This is a genomic window from Paracoccus sp. (in: a-proteobacteria) (genome assembly GCF_047605025.1).
Taxonomy (GTDB): domain Bacteria; phylum Pseudomonadota; class Alphaproteobacteria; order Rhodobacterales; family Rhodobacteraceae; genus Paracoccus.
In genome coordinates this window covers 96,347-115,756 of record NZ_JASGGO010000010.1, presented here as the reverse complement: position 1 = coordinate 115,756, position 19,410 = coordinate 96,347, and the positions used below count along the sequence as shown (strand labels likewise).

General features: G+C 64.4%; 22 protein-coding genes and 2 pseudogenes. 13 read left to right on the top strand and 11 right to left on the bottom strand.

Annotated features, from left to right (window positions below; translation table 11 throughout):
• A partial coding sequence (locus QM682_RS08030; protein ID WP_415128540.1) for a transposase domain-containing protein occupies positions 1 to 282 on the top strand: 282 nt, incomplete at its 5' end.
• Positions 282 to 578, top strand: coding sequence for a hypothetical protein (locus tag QM682_RS08025; protein WP_415128538.1), 297 nt, complete (start codon positions 282 to 284; stop codon positions 576 to 578). The genes QM682_RS08030 and QM682_RS08025, both read left to right, overlap by 1 nt.
• A gap of 16 nt (positions 579 to 594) precedes the next feature.
• Here the strand turns inward: QM682_RS08025 and QM682_RS08020 are convergent.
• From QM682_RS08020 to QM682_RS08000, 5 genes and pseudogenes are all read right to left on the bottom strand, one after another.
• Positions 595 to 840 (bottom strand): annotated as a pseudogene (locus QM682_RS08020) (IS3 family transposase); the annotation flags it as partial.
• 508 nt (positions 841 to 1,348) lie between these two features.
• Positions 1,349 to 2,491 carry an alpha-D-ribose 1-methylphosphonate 5-triphosphate diphosphatase gene (locus QM682_RS08015; RefSeq protein WP_415128536.1) on the bottom strand — a complete coding sequence of 381 codons (1,143 nt, stop codon included), beginning with the start codon at positions 2,489 to 2,491 and terminating at the stop codon, positions 1,349 to 1,351.
• Positions 2,492 to 2,692: 201 nt separating this feature from the next.
• The gene (locus QM682_RS08010; RefSeq protein ID WP_415128534.1) at positions 2,693 to 3,373 is read right to left on the bottom strand and encodes an NAD-dependent deacylase; all 681 of its coding nucleotides are present in this window, start codon (positions 3,371 to 3,373) and stop codon (positions 2,693 to 2,695) included.
• 7 nt (positions 3,374 to 3,380) lie between these two features.
• Positions 3,381 to 3,683 carry a hypothetical protein gene (locus QM682_RS08005; protein WP_415128532.1) on the bottom strand — a complete coding sequence of 101 codons (303 nt, stop codon included), beginning with the start codon at positions 3,681 to 3,683 and terminating at the stop codon, positions 3,381 to 3,383.
• A 159-nt stretch (positions 3,684 to 3,842) separates the two neighbouring features.
• Positions 3,843 to 4,028, bottom strand: a complete 186-nt coding sequence (locus tag QM682_RS08000; protein WP_415128530.1) for a heavy-metal-associated domain-containing protein — start codon at positions 4,026 to 4,028, stop codon at positions 3,843 to 3,845.
• A 28-nt stretch (positions 4,029 to 4,056) separates the two neighbouring features.
• Between QM682_RS08000 and QM682_RS07995 the strand changes: the two genes are divergently transcribed.
• Both QM682_RS07995 and lepA read left to right on the top strand, forming a co-directional pair.
• Positions 4,057 to 5,058, top strand: coding sequence for a DMT family transporter (locus tag QM682_RS07995; RefSeq protein WP_415128528.1), 1,002 nt, complete (start codon positions 4,057 to 4,059; stop codon positions 5,056 to 5,058).
• A 7-nt stretch (positions 5,059 to 5,065) separates the two neighbouring features.
• Positions 5,066 to 6,865, top strand: a complete 1,800-nt coding sequence (gene lepA, locus QM682_RS07990) for a translation elongation factor 4 (protein WP_415128526.1) — start codon at positions 5,066 to 5,068, stop codon at positions 6,863 to 6,865.
• Positions 6,866 to 7,179: 314 nt separating this feature from the next.
• Here the strand turns inward: lepA and grxD are convergent, their stop codons facing one another.
• Both grxD and QM682_RS07980 read right to left on the bottom strand, forming a co-directional pair.
• Positions 7,180 to 7,542: a Grx4 family monothiol glutaredoxin gene (grxD, locus tag QM682_RS07985; protein ID WP_415128524.1), complete on the bottom strand. Its 363-nt coding sequence runs from the start codon at positions 7,540 to 7,542 to the stop codon at positions 7,180 to 7,182.
• 42 nt (positions 7,543 to 7,584) lie between these two features.
• Positions 7,585 to 7,827, bottom strand: a complete 243-nt coding sequence (locus QM682_RS07980) for a BolA/IbaG family iron-sulfur metabolism protein (RefSeq protein ID WP_415128522.1) — start codon at positions 7,825 to 7,827, stop codon at positions 7,585 to 7,587.
• 1,223 nt (positions 7,828 to 9,050) lie between these two features.
• On the opposite strand from QM682_RS07980, the gene QM682_RS07975 reads away from it, so the two are divergent.
• A complete protein-coding gene (locus QM682_RS07975; RefSeq protein ID WP_415128520.1) occupies positions 9,051 to 10,460 on the top strand; it encodes an APC family permease in 1,410 nt (469 codons plus the stop codon).
• A 264-nt stretch (positions 10,461 to 10,724) separates the two neighbouring features.
• Positions 10,725 to 10,994, top strand: a complete 270-nt coding sequence (locus tag QM682_RS07970) for a DUF3572 domain-containing protein (RefSeq protein ID WP_415128518.1) — start codon at positions 10,725 to 10,727, stop codon at positions 10,992 to 10,994.
• On the opposite strand, the gene QM682_RS07965 is transcribed toward QM682_RS07970, so the two are convergent.
• Positions 10,995 to 12,356, bottom strand: a complete 1,362-nt coding sequence (locus tag QM682_RS07965) for an aminotransferase (RefSeq protein ID WP_415128516.1) — start codon at positions 12,354 to 12,356, stop codon at positions 10,995 to 10,997. It lies immediately after the preceding gene.
• A gap of 67 nt (positions 12,357 to 12,423) precedes the next feature.
• Positions 12,424 to 12,711: an alkylphosphonate utilization protein gene (locus QM682_RS07960; RefSeq protein ID WP_415128514.1), complete on the bottom strand. Its 288-nt coding sequence runs from the start codon at positions 12,709 to 12,711 to the stop codon at positions 12,424 to 12,426.
• Positions 12,712 to 12,827: 116 nt separating this feature from the next.
• Here QM682_RS07960 and miaB point away from each other — a divergent pair, with 116 nt between their 5' ends.
• From miaB to QM682_RS07940, 4 genes and pseudogenes are all read left to right on the top strand, one after another.
• Positions 12,828 to 14,156, top strand: coding sequence for a tRNA (N6-isopentenyl adenosine(37)-C2)-methylthiotransferase MiaB (miaB, locus tag QM682_RS07955; protein WP_415128513.1), 1,329 nt, complete (start codon positions 12,828 to 12,830; stop codon positions 14,154 to 14,156).
• A 188-nt stretch (positions 14,157 to 14,344) separates the two neighbouring features.
• A pseudogene (gene rplU / locus QM682_RS07950) lies at positions 14,345 to 14,686 on the top strand (50S ribosomal protein L21); the annotation flags it as partial.
• 39 nt (positions 14,687 to 14,725) lie between these two features.
• Positions 14,726 to 14,998, top strand: coding sequence for a 50S ribosomal protein L27 (rpmA, locus tag QM682_RS07945; protein WP_415128511.1), 273 nt, complete (start codon positions 14,726 to 14,728; stop codon positions 14,996 to 14,998).
• Positions 14,999 to 15,107: 109 nt separating this feature from the next.
• Positions 15,108 to 15,656 (top strand): GNAT family N-acetyltransferase, encoded by a 549-nt coding sequence (locus QM682_RS07940; protein ID WP_415128509.1) that lies wholly within the window; start codon positions 15,108 to 15,110, stop codon positions 15,654 to 15,656.
• A gap of 198 nt (positions 15,657 to 15,854) precedes the next feature.
• Here the strand turns inward: QM682_RS07940 and QM682_RS07935 are convergent, their stop codons facing one another.
• Positions 15,855 to 16,361, bottom strand: coding sequence for a hypothetical protein (locus QM682_RS07935; protein ID WP_415128507.1), 507 nt, complete (start codon positions 16,359 to 16,361; stop codon positions 15,855 to 15,857).
• A 129-nt stretch (positions 16,362 to 16,490) separates the two neighbouring features.
• Between QM682_RS07935 and QM682_RS07930 the strand changes: the two genes are divergently transcribed.
• Positions 16,491 to 16,895 (top strand): SufE family protein, encoded by a 405-nt coding sequence (locus QM682_RS07930; protein ID WP_415128505.1) that lies wholly within the window; start codon positions 16,491 to 16,493, stop codon positions 16,893 to 16,895.
• A gap of 15 nt (positions 16,896 to 16,910) precedes the next feature.
• On the opposite strand, the gene mnmA is transcribed toward QM682_RS07930, so the two are convergent.
• Entirely contained in the window at positions 16,911 to 18,077 is a 1,167-nt protein-coding gene (gene mnmA, locus QM682_RS07925; protein ID WP_415128503.1) for a tRNA 2-thiouridine(34) synthase MnmA, read from the bottom strand.
• Between the two features lie 158 nt (positions 18,078 to 18,235).
• Here mnmA and QM682_RS07920 point away from each other — a divergent pair, with 158 nt between their 5' ends.
• On the top strand, positions 18,236 to 18,511 hold the full coding sequence (locus tag QM682_RS07920) for a DUF1153 domain-containing protein (protein WP_415128501.1): 276 nt from the start codon (positions 18,236 to 18,238) through the stop codon (positions 18,509 to 18,511).
• A gap of 94 nt (positions 18,512 to 18,605) precedes the next feature.
• Positions 18,606 to 19,322, top strand: a complete 717-nt coding sequence (gene ctrA / locus QM682_RS07915) for a response regulator transcription factor CtrA (RefSeq protein ID WP_415128499.1) — start codon at positions 18,606 to 18,608, stop codon at positions 19,320 to 19,322.
• The last annotated feature ends 88 nt before the right edge of the window (positions 19,323 to 19,410 follow it).

The window sequence follows — 19,410 nt, the reverse complement described above, 5'->3', positions numbered from 1 at the left end:
GGCGCCGCCATCAACATGCCCGATAGCAACTCGGCCGAGCGCGCGCTGCGGCCCATCGGCATCGGCCGCAAGAACTGGCTCTTCGCGGGCGCCGAGACCGGCGCGCAAACACTGGCCCGCGCCATGACCCTGATCGAGACGGCCAAGCTCAATGCCGTCGATCCCCACGCCTGGCTTGCCGACACCCTCGCCCGCATCCACGATCACAAGATCAACCGGATCGACGAACTGCTGCCGTGGAAATGGGCGCCGGTCTCGGCACCGCAGGCGGCGGTCGCCTGATGGCCGCCATCACGCATCTCTGTTCCCTCGATCTCACAGCCAGGATCCTCGACGAAGACCGCGATCTGCTTGAAGCCATCATCGTCAACGACGACAACCTCACCTGCGGCGTGATCGTCACCGTCCATACCGGCCAGGATGAGGCCATCACCGCGCTTACCGATGACGGCATCATCGGGATGAAGGACATGCTCGCGGCCGCGCGTGCTACCGACGGGACATGGAATAAGTTCCTTCAAGATTTCGTCTCAGACCGTCAGGTCATGGAACGGTTCAGGAGCAGGGCAAGACGGTAGCAACCGTGCGGTTACGAAGCACCTGACAGGCGCGACGCTCGGAAACGCCCAGCTCATCCTGGACATGATCGATGCAGGCCCGGCGATGAGCAGGGCTTGGAAGGTTGCCCCGAGCCGCCTCCGTGAGGATCAGCTTATCCAGCGTGAGATCTGACACCGCACGCCTGATCGCGTCCAGACGGGAAAGACCTTGCCCCATCAGAACCTCAACCTGCCGCAACTTCGCAACAATCTCTTCCGGCCTGGGTCGCCTGTTGGTCATCCTGGATCCGCCTTCTCCTGAACATGACGGCGGACCACTTCAAAAGGAGAGGAACAGAACGCCCCGGCCCAGAGCACATGCGGTCGATGCGACGTAGCGAATATCCTGCCGAAAAAAGCGGGGGCGGCGCCCCATGCTTGGCGAAAGGCCCGCCCCCGATCCCCGTCAAAAGGGAACCCCTGAAAAACCTGGTCGGAGCGCAGGGGGGCGCGCATCCGCAAAGAACTGCAACAACATCCTTCGAAATCGCAGAGGCCAAAAGCTGATCTCCGCGTTCCGCCGGCGCGTGGGGGGCAAGGCCAAGCCTTACCCCCGAGCCGCCACGAGCCCCCTCAGATCCGGGCGGCACCCGCCTGTCTCCCGGCATGGCGGGAATTCCGGCGGGATGGTCGGCAGCGCCCCTCGGGTGCTGCTGAGGGTATGTATACAGATCGCGCGAGGCCCGGATTTGATCCAGATCAAAAAAGAAGGGGTTTCGCGAATCATTTCCGTGCCGCGCGCGGCAAGGTCAGATCCGTCGCCCGCCAACCCAGGTCTCGCGCATGACGGGCAGGTCCTCGCGCAGGGCGAAGCGGATCAGATCGGCGCGCAGGCCGGGCGCGATGCGGCCCCGGTCGCCCAGCCTTGCCGCCCGCGCCGGGTTGGCCGTGACCGTGGCCATGGCGCGGGGCAGGTCGTCCCAGATCCGGGCCAGGATCGCCGCCCCCCCCAGCAGGCCGGCGGGAACGTAATCCGAGGAAAGGATGTCCAGATGCCCGGCCTTCGCCAGATCCGCGGCCGAGACGTTGCCGGAATGCGAACCGCCCCGGATCAGGTTCGGTGCCCCCATCATCACCATGATGCCATGCGCATGGCAGGCCGCCGCCGCCTCGGGCGTGGTGGGGAATTCGGCCAGCCGCACACCATGTCCCGCCGAGACCTCGACCTGCGCGGCCGTGGTGTCGTCATGGCTGGCCAGCACCGCGCCCAGGCGGCGCGCGACCTCGACGGCGGCGGCCTCATGCGCATCGCCGTGGCGGTCGCGCAGCGCCCGCATGCGGCGGACATGCTCGGTGAACTCCGCATCGCCCAGCTTGTATTTCCCCTGCACATACTGCGCCAGCTTCGAGATGTCGCGGAACTGGCGCTGGCCCGGCGTGTGGTCCATCAGGCTGATGATGCCGACGCCGTCGGCGGGGCCGAACTCGTCGAGTTCCGCGATCAGCGTCTCGGAGCAGACCTCGGCCCGCAGATGCAGCAGGTGGTTGATCTTCAGCATCCCTTCGCCCCGCAGCGCGATCAGTTCATGCGCAAGCGGGCGGGCGTATTTCCGGTAATCCTCGTCCGGCCCCTCCGAGACCAGCGAGCCGACGCGCATCGCGTCGAAGACCGTGGTGATGCCGCAGCCCGCAAGCTCGCGGTCATGGGCGAGGATCGCCGGAGCATGGGGCCAGTCCACGCCGGGGCGGGGGCGCATGTGGCGTTCCAGGTTGTCGGTATGCAGCTCGACCAGACCCGGTGCCAGGAAATCGCCGCCAAGGTCGATGGCACCGGCGGGGATCGCATCGCCGGGCAGGATCTCGGCGATGGTGTCCTGCTCGATGACAAGGCCGCCCGGAATGACGGCATCACGCAGGATCAGACGGGCGTTGGCGAGGATGGTGCGGGGCATCATGGACCTGGAAATGGTTGCAGCCCAGGGGTGGCGCATCGGACGGGCAGGGTCAAGCGCCGCCCCTGCCGTCCTGCCGGTCCGAGAGAGCGGCGGTTCCGGGGGCTTTGCCCCCGCGCGCCCCGGCTGCCCCTCGATGGGGCGGCCGGGGCGCTTTCCCTGGGGTGTTGGGCAAAGGGAGAGACGGAGGACCGGGTTCGCTCAGGGACAAAGCTCATCGACCCAGGCCGGCACCACTTCGGTCGCGGGGCCGATGCGTTGCTCGTCGAAATCGCGGCTGATGGCCGAGCGGGCCAGGTTCATCTCGACCGTATGGGCGCCCGCGCGCGCCGCGTGCTGCGCCAGCCCCGCAGCAGGATAGACCTGGCCCGAGGTGCCGATGGCGGCAAAGATTTCTGCCGTCTCGATCGTCTCCCAGATCCGGTCCATGTGATAGGGGATCTCGCCGAACCAGACGATGTCGGGCCGCGTCGCGGCCTTGCCGCAGGCGGGGCAGGGGTCCTGGCTGCGCATCACCAGGGTGGCGGGCCAGCGATGGCCGCAATGGGCGCAGAGCGCGCCCAGAAGGCTGCCATGCATGTGCAACACCTCGGGGGCGCCGCCGCGTTCATGCAGGTCGTCCACGTTCTGGGTGATCAGCGTCACCTGATGCCGCCGCGTAAGCCGGGCCAGCGCGCGATGCGCCGCATTGGGCTGGGCGCGGGCCGCATCGCCCCGGCGCTGGTTGTAGAAGCGATGCACCAGCACCGGGTTGCGGCGAAAGCCCTCGGGTGTCGCCACGTCCTCGATGCGGTGCTCTTCCCAAAGCCCGTCGGTGGCGCGGAACGTCTTGATTCCGCTTTCGGCCGAGATGCCGGCCCCTGTCAGAACGACGATGCGCATGATGGAATCAGTTCGCGCAATAGGCCTCGGCGGTGGTCGCGAAGTTCTGATACCGCTCCCAAAAGGCGTTGTCGGTATCGGATTTCGACATGCGCACCGTCTGTGCCGCGTCCGCATCGGCGAAGAAGCGCGCCGCGCGGCGCTGGTCCGAACGCGACAGCGTCTGATCCGCGACCTGCTGGATGCAGCCGCAAAGCTGCCGGCTTTGCGCGCGTTCCGAACGCATGCAGGCGGAATCGATCGGCCCGGCCACGGCAAGCGGGCTGGTCAGCATCACCGCGGCGGCGGCGATCATCAGGCGATTGAGCATTTCTGTCTCCTCGGTCTTCTGCCTTGGGCGACGGGGCTATCCCCCATTTTTTGCTGCCGCCATTCCGATCCGGCGAGACTAGCAGAAAGCCCGCCCGCGCTCAATCGCGCAGGCCGGCCGGCAATGGGCGGCGCGGGGACGGGGCTGCCAGATCTGGCCTCAGGCCGGCTCGGGGCTGTAGCCGGCGGCGCGAATCACCTCGGCCGCGCGCTCGGGGGCCAGCCCCTCGACCTCGACCGAAAGGGTGGCGAGTTCCGCCCTGGCGCGGCCCCCGGCCTGGGCGATGGCCGCCTCGATGCTGGCCGTGCAATGGCCGCAGCTCATGTCTTTGACGCGGAATCTCATCGTCTCTCCTTTCGCGCTGGACCCTCCCATGATCGCCCCCTATTGCAAGAGCCGCAATTCCCCTTCCGAGGTTTCCATGATCGGCGAAAGCTCCGGCGCGAGCGACAATTTCCGCGCCGCCCTTCTGATGGTCTGTTCGATGGTGCTTTTCGCCTTCGAGGACATGTTCATCAAGCTGCTCTCGGCCGATCTGCCCTTTTCGCAGGTGCTGGGGCTGATCGGGCTGATCGGCTGGCTGGCCTTCTGGATCATGCTGCGGGCGCAGGGCGGGCGGCTTTTCACCCGCGACCTGCTGCGCCCGCCCGTGATCCTGCGCAATATTTCCGAGGCCATCGGTTCGATCGGCATCGTCGTCGCGCTGGCGCTGAGCGACCTGTCATCGACCGCGGCGATCATGCAGGCGCTGCCTCTGGGGATCGTCCTGGGCGCGGCGCTGTTTCTGGGCGAGCCGGTGGGCTGGCGGCGCTGGGGCGCGATCGGCGCGGGCTTCCTGGGCGTTCTTCTGGTGATCCGGCCCGGCCTGGCGGGATTTCAGCCGGTCTCGCTGATGGCGGTGGTGGCTGTGCTGGGCCTGACCGCGCGGGACGTGGCGACGCGGCGCATTCCCGCGCATGTGCCTTCGCTGCAACTGGCGGCCTCGGCCTTTCTGGCGATTCTGCTGGCCTCGGTTGCGATGGGGGTGGTGCTGGGGCAGGCCCCGGCGATGCTGGACGCGCGCCAGGGCCTGACGCTGGCCTGCTGCATGGCGGTGGGCCTGGGTGGCTACAGCCTGCTGGTCATCGCGACCCGTCTGGGCCAGGCAGCGGCGCTGGCCCCCTTCCGCTATGCCCGGCTGGTCTTTGCCCTGATCCTGGCGCTGGTCGTCTTCGGCGAGCGGCCCGACGCGATGACGCTGATCGGTGCCGCGATCATCGTCGGCTCGGGCTGCTATGCGATGCTGCGCGAGGCGCGCCTGCGCCGCAACCAGTTGCGCGCCGTCGGCATGCGCCATGCTGAACCCTCTTTCCGCAACGCCAAAGCCCGAGTATAGCCCGGCCATGACCGACCTTGATCTCATCCGCAACTTCTCGATCGTGGCCCATATCGACCACGGCAAATCCACCCTGGCCGACCGCCTGATCCAGATGACGGGAACGGTCGCCGAACGTGACATGAAGGCCCAGCTTCTGGACAGCATGGACATCGAGCGCGAGCGGGGCATCACCATCAAGGCCAACACCGTGCGCATCGAATACCCCGCGCGCGACGGGCGCAAATATGTGCTGAACCTGATCGACACCCCCGGCCATGTCGATTTCGCCTATGAGGTCAGCCGGTCCATGCGCGCGGTCGAGGGATCGTTGCTGGTCGTCGATGCCAGCCAGGGCGTCGAGGCGCAGACCCTGGCCAATGTCTATCAGGCCATCGACGCGGGCCACGAGATCGTTCCGGTCCTGAACAAGATCGATCTGCCGGCGGCCGAGCCCGAGCGGGTCAAGGAAAACATCGAGGAAGTCATCGGCATCGACGCCTCGGACGCGATCCCGATCTCGGCCAAGACCGGCCTTGGCATTCCCGACGTGCTTGAGGCCATCGTGACCCGCCTGCCCGCGCCCAAGGGCGACCGCGACGCGCCCTTGAGGGCGATGCTGGTGGATTCGTGGTATGACGCCTATCTGGGCGTCGTCGTCATGATCCGCGTCATGGACGGGGTGATCCGCAAGGGTGACCGCATCCGCATGATGCAGACGAATGCCGTCTACGGCATCGACAAGCTGGCGGTGCTGAAACCCGCCATGGCCGACATCGCCGAGCTTGGTCCGGGCGAAATCGGCGTGTTGACGGCATCCATCAAGCAGGTGCGCGACACCCGCGTCGGCGACACCATCACGCATGAGCGCAAGGGTTGCGAGACGCCGCTGCCGGGCTTCAAGCCAGCCCAGCCGGTGGTGTTCTGCGGGCTGTTCCCGGTCGATGCCAACGACTTCGAGGCCCTGCGCGACGCCATCGAAAAGCTGGCGCTGAACGACGCGAGCTTCAGCTATGAAATGGAGACCTCGGCCGCGCTGGGTTTCGGTTTCCGTTGTGGCTTCCTGGGCCTGCTGCACCTTGAGGTCGTCCGCGACCGGCTGGAACGCGAATACGACCTGGATTTGATCACCACCGCGCCCAGCGTGGTGTTCAAGCTGCACATGAAGGACGGCGAGGTGCGCGACCTGCACAACCCGGCCGACATGCCCGACCTGACCTATGTGGACCATATCGAGGAGCCGCGCATCAAGGCCACGATCATGGTGCCCGACGAATATCTGGGCGACGTGCTGAAACTGTGCCAGGACCGGCGCGGCATCCAATTGGACCTGACCTATGCCGGCTCGCGCGCGATGGTAGTCTATGACCTGCCGCTGGCCGAGGTGGTGTTCGATTTCTACGACCGGCTGAAATCGGTGACCAAGGGCTATGCCAGCTTCGACTATCAGATCAGCGAATACCGCGAGGATTTCCTGGTCAAGATGTCGATCCTGGTCAACGATGAGCCGGTCGATGCGCTTTCGATCATGGTCCATCGCGACCGCGCGGAATCGCGGGGCCGGGTGATGGTGGAGAAGCTGAAAGAGCTGATCCCGCGCCACATGTTCAAGATCCCGATCCAGGCCGCCATCGGTTCCCGCGTGATCGCCCGCGAGACGCTTTCGGCGATGCGCAAGGACGTGACGGCCAAGTGCTACGGTGGCGACGCGACGCGCAAGAAGAAGCTGCTGGAAAAGCAGAAGGCCGGCAAGAAGAAGATGCGCCAGTTCGGCAAGGTGGAGATTCCGCAGACGGCGTTCATTCAGGCGTTGAAAATGGATGGGTGAGGGAAGGTTAAAGTCAATGAGGTTTTTGTTGCTGGTGGGGTTTCGTCCGTTACCTATGCGCACCGTGACGACCTGAGGCTTGAAGAAAGACCTCTCTCTGCGCTTGAGGATAAGCATCAGATAATTTGCATGACTGGCTCTTGACCCTCTTGCCTCAGGATCCGAGCCGGTCATCCATGATGCATGTGGCCATGATGTTAGCAGATCCATGGCCGGGCCTGCGGATGCCATAATCAGGCCGGAACCCGCCCAAGGAACCGCCACCCAGCCGCCGAAGCCGCCGGGAGGCTTCCGGTCATCGCATCTTTTTCACGTCAGGCATTGGCCGCGCGGATTTTTTCCGCCGCGTCCTTGTCGTAGGAAATGCCGGCCTTGTCGAAAAGCTGGTCCAACTCGCCCGAGAGGGTCATCTCTGTCACGATGTCGCAGCCGCCGACGAACTCACCCTTGACGTAAAGCTGGGGGATCGTCGGCCAATCCGAGAAGTCCTTGATTCCCTGGCGGATCTCCGGGTCTTTCAGCACGTCGACATCGCGATAGGGCACGTTCATGTAGTTCAGCACGCCCGCCACCCGGCTTGAGAATCCGCATTGCGGCATCTCCTTGCTGCCCTTCATGAACAGCACCACGTCATCGCCGTCGATCACATCCTGGATCTTTTCGCGAAGTTCGATCATTTCAGTTCCTTTTCAATGTGTTACGGGATTTTTCCCGCGATGTCACTCGGGTGCTTTGGTGGTCAGCGCAAGGGCGTGAAGCTCTCCTTGCGGGCCGTCCATTTTTCCCTGAAGCGCGGCATAGACCGCGCGCTGCTGCTGGACCCGGTTCAGGCCGCGAAAGCTCTCGTCGATGACCTCGGCGGCATAGTGGTTCCCATCGCCGGCAAGATCGGTGATCGAGATTTTTGCCTGGGGAAATGCCGCGCGGATCAGCGCCTCGATGTCCTGGGCTTCCATCGCCATGAATGAGATCCTTTCTGGGTTTCTCCAAGATTTAGGGTAAGCGGGCAGGTCCCGCAAGGTCGACCGCTTCGCCGCCATGACCGGGAAATGCCTAAGCGGCCCGCATTGGGTAATTGCCTCTGGAGGAAATCTGTTCCGGCGGCGGGAAACCGGATCGGATGGAGGCGCTGTTCGGGGGGCAGGCGCAGGGGCATGCCCGACTGAATCGCGATCCCCCGGATGATCCGAGCGGCATTTCTTTTGGCCTTCACGCGGTGGCACGGCGGCTACACGCTTTCTGTGCTCATACGTCATTGACGCCTGGACCCGGCATTCTAGAGGCCGGTCCCCGGTCATCTCGGTCATCCCGGTCGGCCTTCGCAAGCGTCATTTCCGACGAGGCGGCCGACGAAGCACGGTCGGCAATGGCACGGTCGACGATGCGATCATCCTTGATCGTCAGCTGCGGGTTTCGCGCGTCGCAGGTATGAATGTGCATAATTTTCGTGCAAAACGGCGGGGCTTTGCGATCCCGTCTTCATAAATAGCTTTGCAAGGCTGGTGTTATTAAACATATTTTTAATCTATGGCTGCGGGAAACTCTCCTGCTGACCCTTTTTCGGGCTGTAGGTTGGGCGGGATGGCCGAGGTAGCAACGATCTGGACCAATGTCCGAAACCATTGTGCCGGCGCCGGTGAATTCGGCGTAATCGGAATCGCGATGGCGGGGGATGGCGATCATCGTAATCGGCTACGGCTACAGCGCCTAGCGGCGGCGCGGCGGCCTGGGATGTCTGGCGATTGATGGCGAGTCGGGAAGAACAGCGCATGCTTCGCATGTGCAGTTCCTGCGGGACGGGCCGCGATGTCATGGATCCGGGGCACATGGGGATCCGTCCCCCCGGCCTGGTCATGAAGGCTTTGGCGTTGCGCCTGCGCGCAAGAACCTTGTTCGTCGTCATTCTCGGCACGTCGCGGCTTTGGGCGCGGTCGGTCTTGAAGGGCGCCGGGCGCCCGGACGCCGCTCCCGTGATGCGATCCCGTGAGGCGGCATCCGCAGAATACGCTCGTGATGGGCGTGGTTTGCCCGGCATCACCGCTCGTATTCACGGCCATCCCCCATCACGGCACATGACAGGTATTTACCTGCCATATGCCGTGGTGAACAATGGGCTTCAAAGGAAACGAAACAGGAGGTTATAATGAAATCAATCTATTTAAGATCGATGCGAAAGAAGCCCATCATGTCTGGCGAGGACCATGGGCACGGCCATGGCGGTGCCGGCGGCGAGGATCTTAAGCGCTCGATCACGCTGTTCCAGCTTGTCGCGCTTGGCATCGGCTGCACGGTCGGCACAGGTATCTTCTTCGTGCTGACCGAGACGGTGCCGAAGGCCGGCCCGGCGGTCGTCGCGGCCTTCGTCATCGCCGGCATCGTCGCCGGCCTGACAGCCATCTGCTACGCCGAGATGAGTTCGATGATCCCGGTGTCGGGATCGACCTATTCCTATGCTTATGCAACCCTTGGCGAGATCGTCGCCTTTGTCGTCGCCGCCTGCCTGATGCTGGAATACGGTATCGCCGGCTCGGCCGTCGCGGTCGGATGGAGCGACTATCTCAACAAGCTGTTCGAGGTCTTATTCGGCGTCAGTCTGCCGGCAGCACTGTCCCACGGACCGATCGAGTTCAAGGACCATGTTCTAAGCTGGAGCGAGACGGGCATCATCAACCTGCCTGCGGTTATCGTGGTGATGATGTGCACCCTGCTGCTTGCCAGGGGCGCGCAGGAATCGGCGCGGGTCAATGCCATCATGGTGGTGATCAAGCTTGGCATCCTGCTGATGTTCTGCGCCATCGCCTTCACGGGGTTCAACTCGTCCAACTTCGTGCCCTTCGCGCCGCATGGCATGACGGGCATCAACGCCGCCGCCGCGACCATCTTCTTCTCATATGTCGGCCTTGATGCGGTTTCGACCGCGGGCGAAGAGGTAGAGAACCCTAGGCGCAATCTGCCGCTGGCCATCATGCTGTCGCTTGTCGTCGTCACCACCGTGTATGTTCTGGTCGCCTTCGCTGCCATGGGCGCGCAACCGGCGGCCGAGTTCGAGGGGCAGTCGGCGGGCCTGGCCACCATCCTTGAAAAGGTCACCGGGTCGACGATCCCAAGCGGCATCCTGTCCGCCGGAGCGGTCATCTCGGTGTTCAGCGTGACGCTGGTCATTCTTTACGGGCAGACCCGCATCCTGTTCGTGATGTCGCGCGATGGCCTGGTTCCGGCACGCTTTCACCTGCTTGACGACAAGACCAAGGCGCCAAGGAAGAACACCTTCACGGTTGGCATCCTCGTTGCCCTGGTCGCGGCCTTCGTGCCTTCCGCCATCCTTTGGGATATGGTCAGCATGGGGACGCTCGTGGCCTTCATGGTGGTGTCGGCGGGCGTCATCATCCTGCGCTACAGCTATCCAGACATGCCGCGCGGGTTCAAGGTGCCGCTGTTTCCGTATCTGCCCATCCTGTCGATGGCGTCCTGCCTGTATCTCATCTTCAGCCTTCCCAAGCTTGTCTATATCCTGACATCGATCTGGCTGGTCCTGTCGCTGACGGTCTACTTCATCTATTCCATCCGCAACTCGCGGTTGGAAGACGCCACCTGACCTGACGAGAGCACGGGGCGCGCGCACGCGCGCCCCTATTCTCCATGGCGTGCCTCGACTGCGCTTGAGGCCGCTTTCCGCCTCGAACCGTCGAGGACGGCCTTGGCATCTCGATCCGCTTGTCAAAGGTGCTTTTCCCGATGCCGGGACTTTCCGGGATCCCTGTCCATAGGCTTGATTCCGATCCGGTTTCGTGATGTCGAGGGCGGCGGGGATTTGCTTTGGCGGGACGTGCGGGCCGGGGCGCGGAAAAGGCAGGACGAAATGACGCCGAAAGAGGCGCGCGAGATCGCGGATCTGGGTTTTTCGCATATCGCGGCGGATGTGGAGCTGGTTTCGGCGCTGCTGGCGCAGTCGGGCAGCGATGTGGCGGGGCTGCGGGCGATGGCCGCGCGGCCGGAATTCGCGGTCTTCGTGCTGGATTTTCTGCTGGAGCAGGATGCGCGCGTCCTGGACTTCGCCGCCAGCGCCGGGTTGCGGCCCGAACGTGTGGTGATGGCCCGCGCCACCCTGGGCGGCGCGGATCCGTGGTGATCAGGCGGTTTCGGCGAAAACCTGGTCCAGCGCCTTTTCAAGCTTTTCGAACATCTCGTCCATCTGGCTCTCGGTCAGGATGAAGGGCGGGCACAGCACCACCGACTGACCCAGCGGGCGGCAGATCAGGCCCATGTCGGTGCAGGTGTTGGCGATGCGCTCGCTGACGGACAGGTTGCCGTCGAAGGGGGTCTTGGTGGATTTGTCCTTGACCGCCTCAAGCGCCCACATGAAGCCCACGCCGCGATATTCGCCGATATTCGGCTTTTCGGCCAGGCGTTTCAGCCCTTCCTCGAAACGGGGCGCCAGGTCGCGGACGTTCTCGGCCAGGCCCTCGTTCATCACCACGTCGATGGCCTTCAGCGCGATGGCGCAGCCGACCGGGTGGCCCGAGGCGGTAAAGCCATGCGGGAATTCCTCGATCGCCTCGACGGCGGCCTGGACACGGGTGGCCAGGTCCGGGCCAAGGATCACCGCGCCCATGGGAAACAGCCCCGCCGTCAGGTTCTTCGAGGAAATGATCGCGTCGGGGGTGAAGCCATAGGTCTGGCAGCCCCAGGTGTTCCCGGTGCGGCCAAAGCCGCAGATCACCTCGTCCGAGATCAGCGGGATGCCGTATTTCTTCAGGATCGGCTGGATCGCCTGGAAATAGCCCTGCGAGGGCGGGATGACGCCGCCCGCGCCCATCACGGGTTCGGCGAAGAAGCCGGCGATGGTGTCGGCACCCTCGCGCATGATGGTATCCTCAAGCTCGCGCGCGAGGCGGGCGGTGAATTGCTCCTCGGTCTCGCCGGCCTCGCCGAAACGCCAGTAATGCGGACAGGTCAGGTGGATGAAACCGTCCAGAGGCAGGCCGAAGACCGAGTTATAGGGCTTGCCGGTCATGCTGGCGGATACGGCGGTGACGCCGTGATAGGCGTTCCAGCGGGTCAGGATCTTGCGCTTTCGCGGGTTCCCCTCGGCCCCGTGCAGGAACCACAGGATCTTGACCATGGTGTCGTTCGCCTCGGAGCCGGAATTGGTGTAGAAGACCTTGCCCGACCCGAAGGGCGAGACCTCGACCAGCTTTTCCGACAGCATCACGGTCTGGTCGGACATCCGGCCGAAAAACGCGTGATAGCCTGGAAAGCGCGCATATTGCGCCTGCGCGGCCTGGATCAGCCCCTGGTGGTCAAAGCCCGCGACCATGTTCCAAAGGCCCGAATTCGCATCCAGGTAACGCTTGCCATGCACGTCCACGACATAAGGCCCCTCGCCATGGGTCAGGACCACGGTGCCGCGCCGATGCACCGAGGGCATGTCGGTGAAGCCATAGAGGCTGAATTCCTCGGCGCGGGCTTCCCAGCTTTGCGGGTTCGTCATTTCCAGATGCCTCCATGTTTGGCGGCAGGCTAGCCGGGCGGGCCGGGGCGTTCAATGGGGCGCGGGTTCAGCGTTTGCGCACGAACTCCGTGCGCAGGACCAGGCCCTTGATCGTGTCGTGGCGGCAGTCGATTTCCTCGGGGTTCTCGGTCAGCCGGATCGAGCGGATCACGGTCCCTTGCTTCAGCGTCTGGCCGGCGCCCTTGACCTTCAGGTCCTTGATCAGCACGACCGAATCCCCGTCCGCCAGCGCATTGCCCGAGGCGTCGCGCACCACCGGAGCCCGCGCCGCAAGCTGACCCGCGGGCAGCCATTCGCCGCTTTCCTCGTCATAGACATAATCATCGTCGCTCATCGCGGTCCTCCTTGGTTTGGCTTGCTGCTAACCTCCGCGCCCGGCTGGCGCAACGGGGCGGCTTTGCAAAAGCGGCGCTTTGCGCTATCAGGCGGCATTCCTTAGGACAGCGCGGCATGACGGACCAAGCCAATACCCCGGCGGGCAAGAAACTTTTCATCAAGACCTATGGCTGCCAGATGAACGTCTATGACAGCCAGCGCATGGCCGAGGCCATGGGCGCCGAGGGCTATGTCCTGACCGAGAACCAGGCCGAGGCGGACATGGTGCTGCTGAACACCTGCCATATCCGGGAAAAGGCGGCCGAGAAGCTTTATTCCGATCTGGGGCGGCTGAAGCCCCTGAAGGCCCAGCGGCCCGACCTGAAGATCGGCGTCGCGGGCTGCGTGGCCCAGGCCGAGGGCGTCGAGATCCAGCGCCGCATGCCCATCGTCGATCTGGTCGTCGGCCCGCAAGCCTATCACCGCCTGCCGGCCATGGCCCGCGCCGGGCGCGGCGTCGATACCGAATTCCCGGCCGAGGACAAGTTCGAGCATCTGCCGAAACCCGCCGCGACCCGCCGCGCGCCCGCGGCCTTCCTGACCGTGCAGGAGGGCTGCGACAAGTTCTGCGCCTTTTGCGTCGTTCCCTATACGCGGGGCGCCGAGGTCAGCCGTCCCGTGTCGCGCATCATGGCCGAGGCGCGCGATCTGGTCGCGCGCGGGGTGCGCGAGATCACGCTGCTGGGCCAGAACGTCAACGGCTGGCATGGCGAGGGCGGGAATGGCGAATGGGGTTTCGGCCGCCTGATCCGTGCTTTGGCCGAGATCGACGGGCTGGACCGCATCCGCTACACCACCAGCCATCCCAACGACATGGCCGATGACCTGATCGAGGCGCACCGGCTTGAACCCAAGCTGATGCCCTATCTGCATCTGCCGGTGCAATCGGGCAGCGATCGCATCCTCAAGGCGATGAACCGCAAGCATACCGGGGCCGAATATCTGCGCCTGATCGACCGCATCCGCGACGCGCGCCCCGACATCCTGCTGACCAGCGATTTCATCGTGGGCTTTCCCGGAGAGACGGACCAGGACCATCGCGACACGCTGGATCTGGTGGCGCGGGTGGGCTTTGGCACCGCCTTCAGCTTCAAGTATTCGCCCCGTCCCGGCACGCCCGCCTATGACCGCCCCGAGGTGGAGGGCGACGTGGCCGATGCCCGCTTGCAGGAATTGCAGGCGCTGCTGACGCGCCAGCAGAAGGCGGCACAGCAGGGCATGGTCGGGCGCGAGCTGGGCGTCCTGTTCGAAAAACCGGGGCGTCTGCCGGGGCAGATGGTCGGCAAGTCGGACTATCTGCATGCGGTCTTCGTCGAGGCGCCGGATGCGCGGGTCGGCGATCTGCTGCGCGTGCGGATCACCCATAGCGCGCCGAACTCTCTGGCGGGGCGGTTGGTGGCCTGAGCGGGGCAAATCGGTTGACTTCGGCCCTCGAATCCGCCATATGACCGCGACCGGCCGGGCACGCGCCCGTTGCCGGCGAATTATTTTCATCTCACCCGGATCAAGGGTGCGCTGTCCGAAGGCGGGGAAACCCACCGAACACCTGCATCGCAGGGGCCGCAGGACGCGGGAGAACAAGGAAGAAGCGAATGTTCGCAGTTCTGAAGACGGGCGGCAAGCAATACCGGGTCAAGGCCGGTGATGTGCTGCGCGTCGAAAAGCTGAATGCCGAAGCGGGCGACAAGGTGCAGTTCAACGACGTGCTGATGATCGGCTCGGCCGTGGGCGCGCCGCTGGTGGCCGGTGCCGCCGTGCAGGCCGAAGTGATCGACACGATCAAGGCCGACAAGGTCATCACCTATGTCAAGCGCCGCCGCAAGCACAGCTCGCAGCGCACCCGTGGCCACCGTCAGCAACTGACCCTGGTTCGCGTCACCGACCTGCTGGAAAACGGCGGCGACAAGACCGACGTGAAAGCCGCCGTCGGCGCGCGCACCCGCGTCGAAACCGCCAACTGAGGAGACTGACCCATGGCACATAAGAAAGCAGGCGGTTCGTCCCGCAACGGTCGCGATTCGGCCGGTCGCCGTCTTGGCGTGAAACTGTTTGGCGGCCAGTCGGCCGTCGCCGGCAACATCATCGTGCGCCAGCGCGGCACCACCTGGTGGGCCGGCGCCAATGTCGGCATGGGCCGCGATCACACGCTGTTCGCCCTGACCGACGGCCAGGTGACGTTCCGCAAGGGCCTCAAGGGCCGCACCTATATTTCGGTGCTTCCCGCCAATCTTGAGGCTGCCGAGTAAGCCGTTCTTAACACTCAGGTGTTATCGGGGGATCGGCGCAAGCCGGTCCCCTTAGATTTTCCGGGGGGCGTGCAGATATGCTTTCCGGGATATGTGGGAGGAGGGATGAATGACTAACCTGACCGCGCCGGACCTGCATCCGCAGGCCGAATATCCGACCGAGCGCTTCATGCTGCGGCCGCTGCGGGTTTCGGATGCCGGGCTGATCGCCCATTACACACGGGACCGGCGGGTGGCCGAGGGGACGCGTTCGATCCCCCATCCGCTGCCGCCCGGCGCCGCCGAAGCCTATGTGAAGCGCGCCATGGCCAAGGAGCGCGAAGAGGATGTCTGGTCTATCGACGGTTCGGCGAACAAGCTTGCCGAACTTTTGGGCGTGGTCTCGCTGACCCGGCTTGAGGATGGACAGTCGGAACTGGGCTTTTGGGTTGGCGCGGGGTTCTGGAACACGGGTTTCGCGACCGAGGCCGTGGCCGCGCTGGTCGCCGCGAATCCGCATGGCTCGCGCACGCTGTTCGCCGAGGCGTTTCAGGACAATCCCGGCTCGGCCAGGGTGCTGACGAATTGCGGTTTCGAATATCTGGGCGATGCGGAAAGCTGGTCCGTCGCACGCGGCGGCCGTGTGCCGACCTGGACCTATCTGCGCAAGATGGACTGAGGCGACCTCGCGAAAGGCCGGGCCTCTTGGAAGAGCTTGCCGAAGGGCGCGGTGCCATGGGATGTGATCACGCCTAAAAAATCGGGCGCTCCTGCAAGGGGCGCCCTTTCCCATTCACGAAGGGCCGCGCATTTTCCAGGCATGGGGCCTGGACGGCGGACCTGGCCGGGGGCCGTCCTTCGGTTCGGGTTCGCCCCCTCAGGGCCGCAGGCTGACCGAGTTCGCGGCGCCGCTGATCACCACCTCGCGGATATCGGCCAGGTTCTCGTTCGAGATGGTCAGGGCCACGCTGATGGTGTCGCTGGCGGGGCTCGCGGGCTGGCGCGCCTCGGGGCTGTCGGCAGGGGGCGGGTTCCCCAGAAGGCGCAGGCGCAGCACGCCGTTCTGGTCCGGCGCCAGGCGTCCGGGCGGCATAGGCTGCTCGGTCACAAGCGCCGCGTGCCACCAGCCCTTGCTGTTGGCAAGGCCGGTCACGACCAGCATCCGCCCTTCGTAAAGCGGTTCCCAGCGTGCGCCGGTGATCTGGGCCAGGGGGGTGCGGCTGTCGGTCTTCGCGGTCGGATAGCCCTCTTTCGGGGCCAGCGTCTCGGGCTTGCTTGGTCCGTCGAACCAGCCCATCGGGTTCAGGCGGCTCTCCGCAAGGCGACCGCAGCCCACCAGCGCCAGCAGCGCGCAGCCAAGAATGCCCAAAGTTCTGATCCGCATCGCCGCCGTCCCGTCGTTCTTTCGCGTTCCTGGCCGAGTGATAGGGCAAAGCCCGCGCGCGTGAAAGCCTCTTTGACCTTGTCGGCGGCGCGCGTTATGTCGGGGCCGCCCGCCGCGAAAGGAACCGACATGGCCACGCCCGCCTTCGAAGAGATTGCCGAGACCTTCGATTTCCTTGAGGATTGGGAAGAGCGTTACCGCCATGTGATCGAACTGGGCAAGGCAATGCCGGCGATGGACCCGGCGCTGCAAGTCCCCGCCACCAAGGTCGAGGGCTGCGCGAGCCAGGTCTGGATCATGCCTCGGATCGAAGGCGGAGTCTTCGATTTTCAGGGCGACAGCGACGCGCTGATCGTGCGCGGTCTGATTGCCATCCTGCATGCGCTTTATTCGGGCGTGCCACTGGCGCAGGTGGGACGAATCGATGCCCCTGCCGAGCTGCGCCGGCTGGGGTTGGACGAGCATCTGTCGGCCCAGCGTTCGAACGGGCTGCGCGCCATGGTCGAGCGGATCAGGGCGCTGGCCGCCGCCTAGCCGAGGCTTCGGGCCTTAGCCGCGGCGGTGCGCGATCCAGCCGCCGCCCAGCACCCGCGTGCTCTCGGTCGCGTAAAAGACGCAGGCCTGGCCGGGGCTGACACCTTCCTCGGGGTCCAGAAGCTCGATCTCGGCGCGGTTCACGCCCGTCGGGCGCAGAATCGCCGGGCGTGGCGGCCGGGTCGAGCGGATGCGGGCGGTGATCGCGATCTCGCCCTGGAAGGGACCGTCGCCCAGCCAGTTCACCTCGGTCACGGGCACGATCTTCGTGGCCAGCGCCTGTTTGGGACCGACCACGACGCGGCGCGCATCCGGGTCGAGCCGCACGACATAAAGCGGATCGCCCAGGCCACCGATGCCCAGGCCGCGCCGCTGGCCGATGGTGTAATGGATCACGCCGCGATGCCGGCCCAGGACATGGCCTTCCAGATCGACGATCTCGCCCGGATCGGCGGCGCCGGGGCGCAGCTTCTCGATCACGCTGGCATAATCGCCGTTCGGCACAAAGCAGATGTCCTGGCTGTCGGGTTTGTCCGCGACGGCCAGGCCGTATTTTTGCGCAAGCGCCCGCGTCTCGGCCTTGCTGGCCAGCCCGCCCAGAGGAAATCGCAGGAAATCAAGCTGTTCCGGGGTGGTCGAGAACAGGAAGTAGCTCTGGTCGCGATTGAGATCGGCGGCCATGTGCAATTCGGCCCCGCGCGGCCCGTCGAAGCGGCGGATGTAATGGCCCGTCGCCATGCAATCGGCGTCAAGTTCGCGTGCGGTTTGCAACAGATCGCGGAACTTCACCCGCTCATTGCAGCGGATGCAGGGCACCGGGGTCGCGCCGGCCAGATAGGCATCGGCGAATTCCTCGATCACCGATTCGCGGAATTTGTTTTCGTAATCCAGGACATAATGTGGAAAACCGATGCGCTCGGCGACGCGGCGGGCATCGTGGATGTCCTGGCCCGCGCAGCAGGCACCTTTCTTGGCCAGGGCCGCGCCATGGTCGTAAAGCTGCAAGGTGACGCCGATCACGTCGTATCCCTCGGCCGCAAGCATCGCGGCCACGACCGAACTATCGACGCCCCCCGACATCGCGACGACCACGCGGGTCTGTGCCGGGGATTTGGCAAATCCAAGCGAATTCAATGTCATGTCACGCGCATCCGGGCGCAGTGCAGGGGTCGGGGCTGTCATGGATCGTCCTTTGGCGGCGAGATGGTGCCGCGATTTGTCTCTATTTATAGGAAAATCCGCGAAATTCTCAAGGTCGTCGGGGGCAGGAAATTCATTCCTGGTTCACCGGCACTTAAGATGTCTCTGCCAGAAAGGGGGCAGGGAAACGGGATTTGTCGATGTTCTTGAAAAAAACGCATGGGCCGCGCACCGCCATCCTGCGCGATGGAAGCGTGCTTACCCTGGCCGATCTGCCTCCGGTGGATACGCGGTGGGTCGCCAGCCGCAAGGCGGTCGTGGTGGCCGCAGTCGAGCATGGGCTGCTGCGGCGCGACGAGGCGATCGCCCGCTATGGCCTGACCGAGGAGGAGTTCGATAGCTGGGCCGCCGCCGTTGCCCGGCATGGACGCAACGCGTTGAAAATCACGCAGTTGCAAAAATTTCGGCAACTTTAGATTGATTTGTATAAGCACTCTTCTTTGGTAACGTGATATTAATCATTTGCTGAGACATATTGTGCGTTAACGCTGCAGTTAGGGGCTTATCTAAATGAGAATTTTACTTGTCGAAGACGACCCAACCACGGCGCGCAGCATCGAGCTGATGCTGACCCATGCCAGTTACAACGTCTATCGGACGGACATGGGTGAGGAGGGGATCGATCTTGCGAAGCTTTATGATTACGATCTGATCCTTCTGGATCTTGACCTGCCTGACATGCACGGAATGGAGGTGCTGCGCCAGATCCGCATGTCGCGCGTGGATACGCCGATCCTGATCCTGACCGGCTCGGACGATACGGAAAGCAAGCTGAGGGGTTTCGGCTTCGGGGCGGACGATTACATGACGAAACCATTCAACCGGGATGAGCTGATCGCCCGCATCCAGGCGATCATCCGCCGCTCGAAAGGGCACAGCCAGTCCATCATCCGCACCGGAGATATGGTGGTGAACCTGGACGCCCGCGCGGTCGAGGTGGGTGGCAAGGCGGTCAACCTGACCGGCAAGGAATACCAGATCCTGGAACTGCTCAGCCTGCGCAAGGGGACCACGCTGACCAAGGAGATGTTTCTGAATCACCTTTACGGCGGCATGGACGAACCCGAGTTGAAGATCATCGATGTTTTCGTATGCAAATTGCGCAAGAAGCTGGCGGCGGCCTTGGGCGGGGAAAGCCATATCGAGACGGTCTGGGGCCGGGGCTATGTCCTGCGCGATCCGCAGACCGACGGCCTGACCGTCGAGCGTCTGGCGCTTCGCGCCTGATCCCCCCGCGCCGAAGGCCCTGACGCGAAACCCGATCACGTCTTTGGCGTCTGGATCCAGGCCGGACGCTGGACAAGCCGGCGCTGCT

Excerpts from the sequence above, each read along its gene's own strand:
- QM682_RS08025 (WP_415128538.1), top strand. The coding sequence starts at position 282 with ATGGCCGCCATCACGCATCTCTGTTCCCTCGATCTCACAGCCAGGATC.
- QM682_RS08015 (WP_415128536.1), bottom strand. The coding sequence starts at position 2,491 with ATGCCCCGCACCATCCTCGCCAACGCCCGTCTGATCCTGCGTGATGCC.
- QM682_RS08010 (WP_415128534.1), bottom strand. The coding sequence starts at position 3,373 with ATGCGCATCGTCGTTCTGACAGGGGCCGGCATCTCGGCCGAAAGCGGA.
- QM682_RS08005 (WP_415128532.1), bottom strand. The coding sequence starts at position 3,683 with ATGCTCAATCGCCTGATGATCGCCGCCGCCGCGGTGATGCTGACCAGC.
- QM682_RS08000 (WP_415128530.1), bottom strand. The coding sequence starts at position 4,028 with ATGAGATTCCGCGTCAAAGACATGAGCTGCGGCCATTGCACGGCCAGC.
- QM682_RS07995 (WP_415128528.1), top strand. The coding sequence starts at position 4,057 with ATGATCGCCCCCTATTGCAAGAGCCGCAATTCCCCTTCCGAGGTTTCC.
- lepA (WP_415128526.1), top strand. The coding sequence starts at position 5,066 with ATGACCGACCTTGATCTCATCCGCAACTTCTCGATCGTGGCCCATATC.
- grxD (WP_415128524.1), bottom strand. The coding sequence starts at position 7,542 with ATGATCGAACTTCGCGAAAAGATCCAGGATGTGATCGACGGCGATGAC.
- QM682_RS07980 (WP_415128522.1), bottom strand. The coding sequence starts at position 7,827 with ATGGCGATGGAAGCCCAGGACATCGAGGCGCTGATCCGCGCGGCATTT.
- QM682_RS07975 (WP_415128520.1), top strand. The coding sequence starts at position 9,051 with ATGTCTGGCGAGGACCATGGGCACGGCCATGGCGGTGCCGGCGGCGAG.
- QM682_RS07970 (WP_415128518.1), top strand. The coding sequence starts at position 10,725 with ATGACGCCGAAAGAGGCGCGCGAGATCGCGGATCTGGGTTTTTCGCAT.
- QM682_RS07965 (WP_415128516.1), bottom strand. The coding sequence starts at position 12,356 with ATGACGAACCCGCAAAGCTGGGAAGCCCGCGCCGAGGAATTCAGCCTC.
- QM682_RS07960 (WP_415128514.1), bottom strand. The coding sequence starts at position 12,711 with ATGAGCGACGATGATTATGTCTATGACGAGGAAAGCGGCGAATGGCTG.
- miaB (WP_415128513.1), top strand. The coding sequence starts at position 12,828 with ATGACGGACCAAGCCAATACCCCGGCGGGCAAGAAACTTTTCATCAAG.
- rpmA (WP_415128511.1), top strand. The coding sequence starts at position 14,726 with ATGGCACATAAGAAAGCAGGCGGTTCGTCCCGCAACGGTCGCGATTCG.
- QM682_RS07940 (WP_415128509.1), top strand. The coding sequence starts at position 15,108 with ATGACTAACCTGACCGCGCCGGACCTGCATCCGCAGGCCGAATATCCG.
- QM682_RS07935 (WP_415128507.1), bottom strand. The coding sequence starts at position 16,361 with ATGCGGATCAGAACTTTGGGCATTCTTGGCTGCGCGCTGCTGGCGCTG.
- QM682_RS07930 (WP_415128505.1), top strand. The coding sequence starts at position 16,491 with ATGGCCACGCCCGCCTTCGAAGAGATTGCCGAGACCTTCGATTTCCTT.
- mnmA (WP_415128503.1), bottom strand. The coding sequence starts at position 18,077 with ATGACAGCCCCGACCCCTGCACTGCGCCCGGATGCGCGTGACATGACA.
- QM682_RS07920 (WP_415128501.1), top strand. The coding sequence starts at position 18,236 with ATGTTCTTGAAAAAAACGCATGGGCCGCGCACCGCCATCCTGCGCGAT.
- ctrA (WP_415128499.1), top strand. The coding sequence starts at position 18,606 with ATGAGAATTTTACTTGTCGAAGACGACCCAACCACGGCGCGCAGCATC.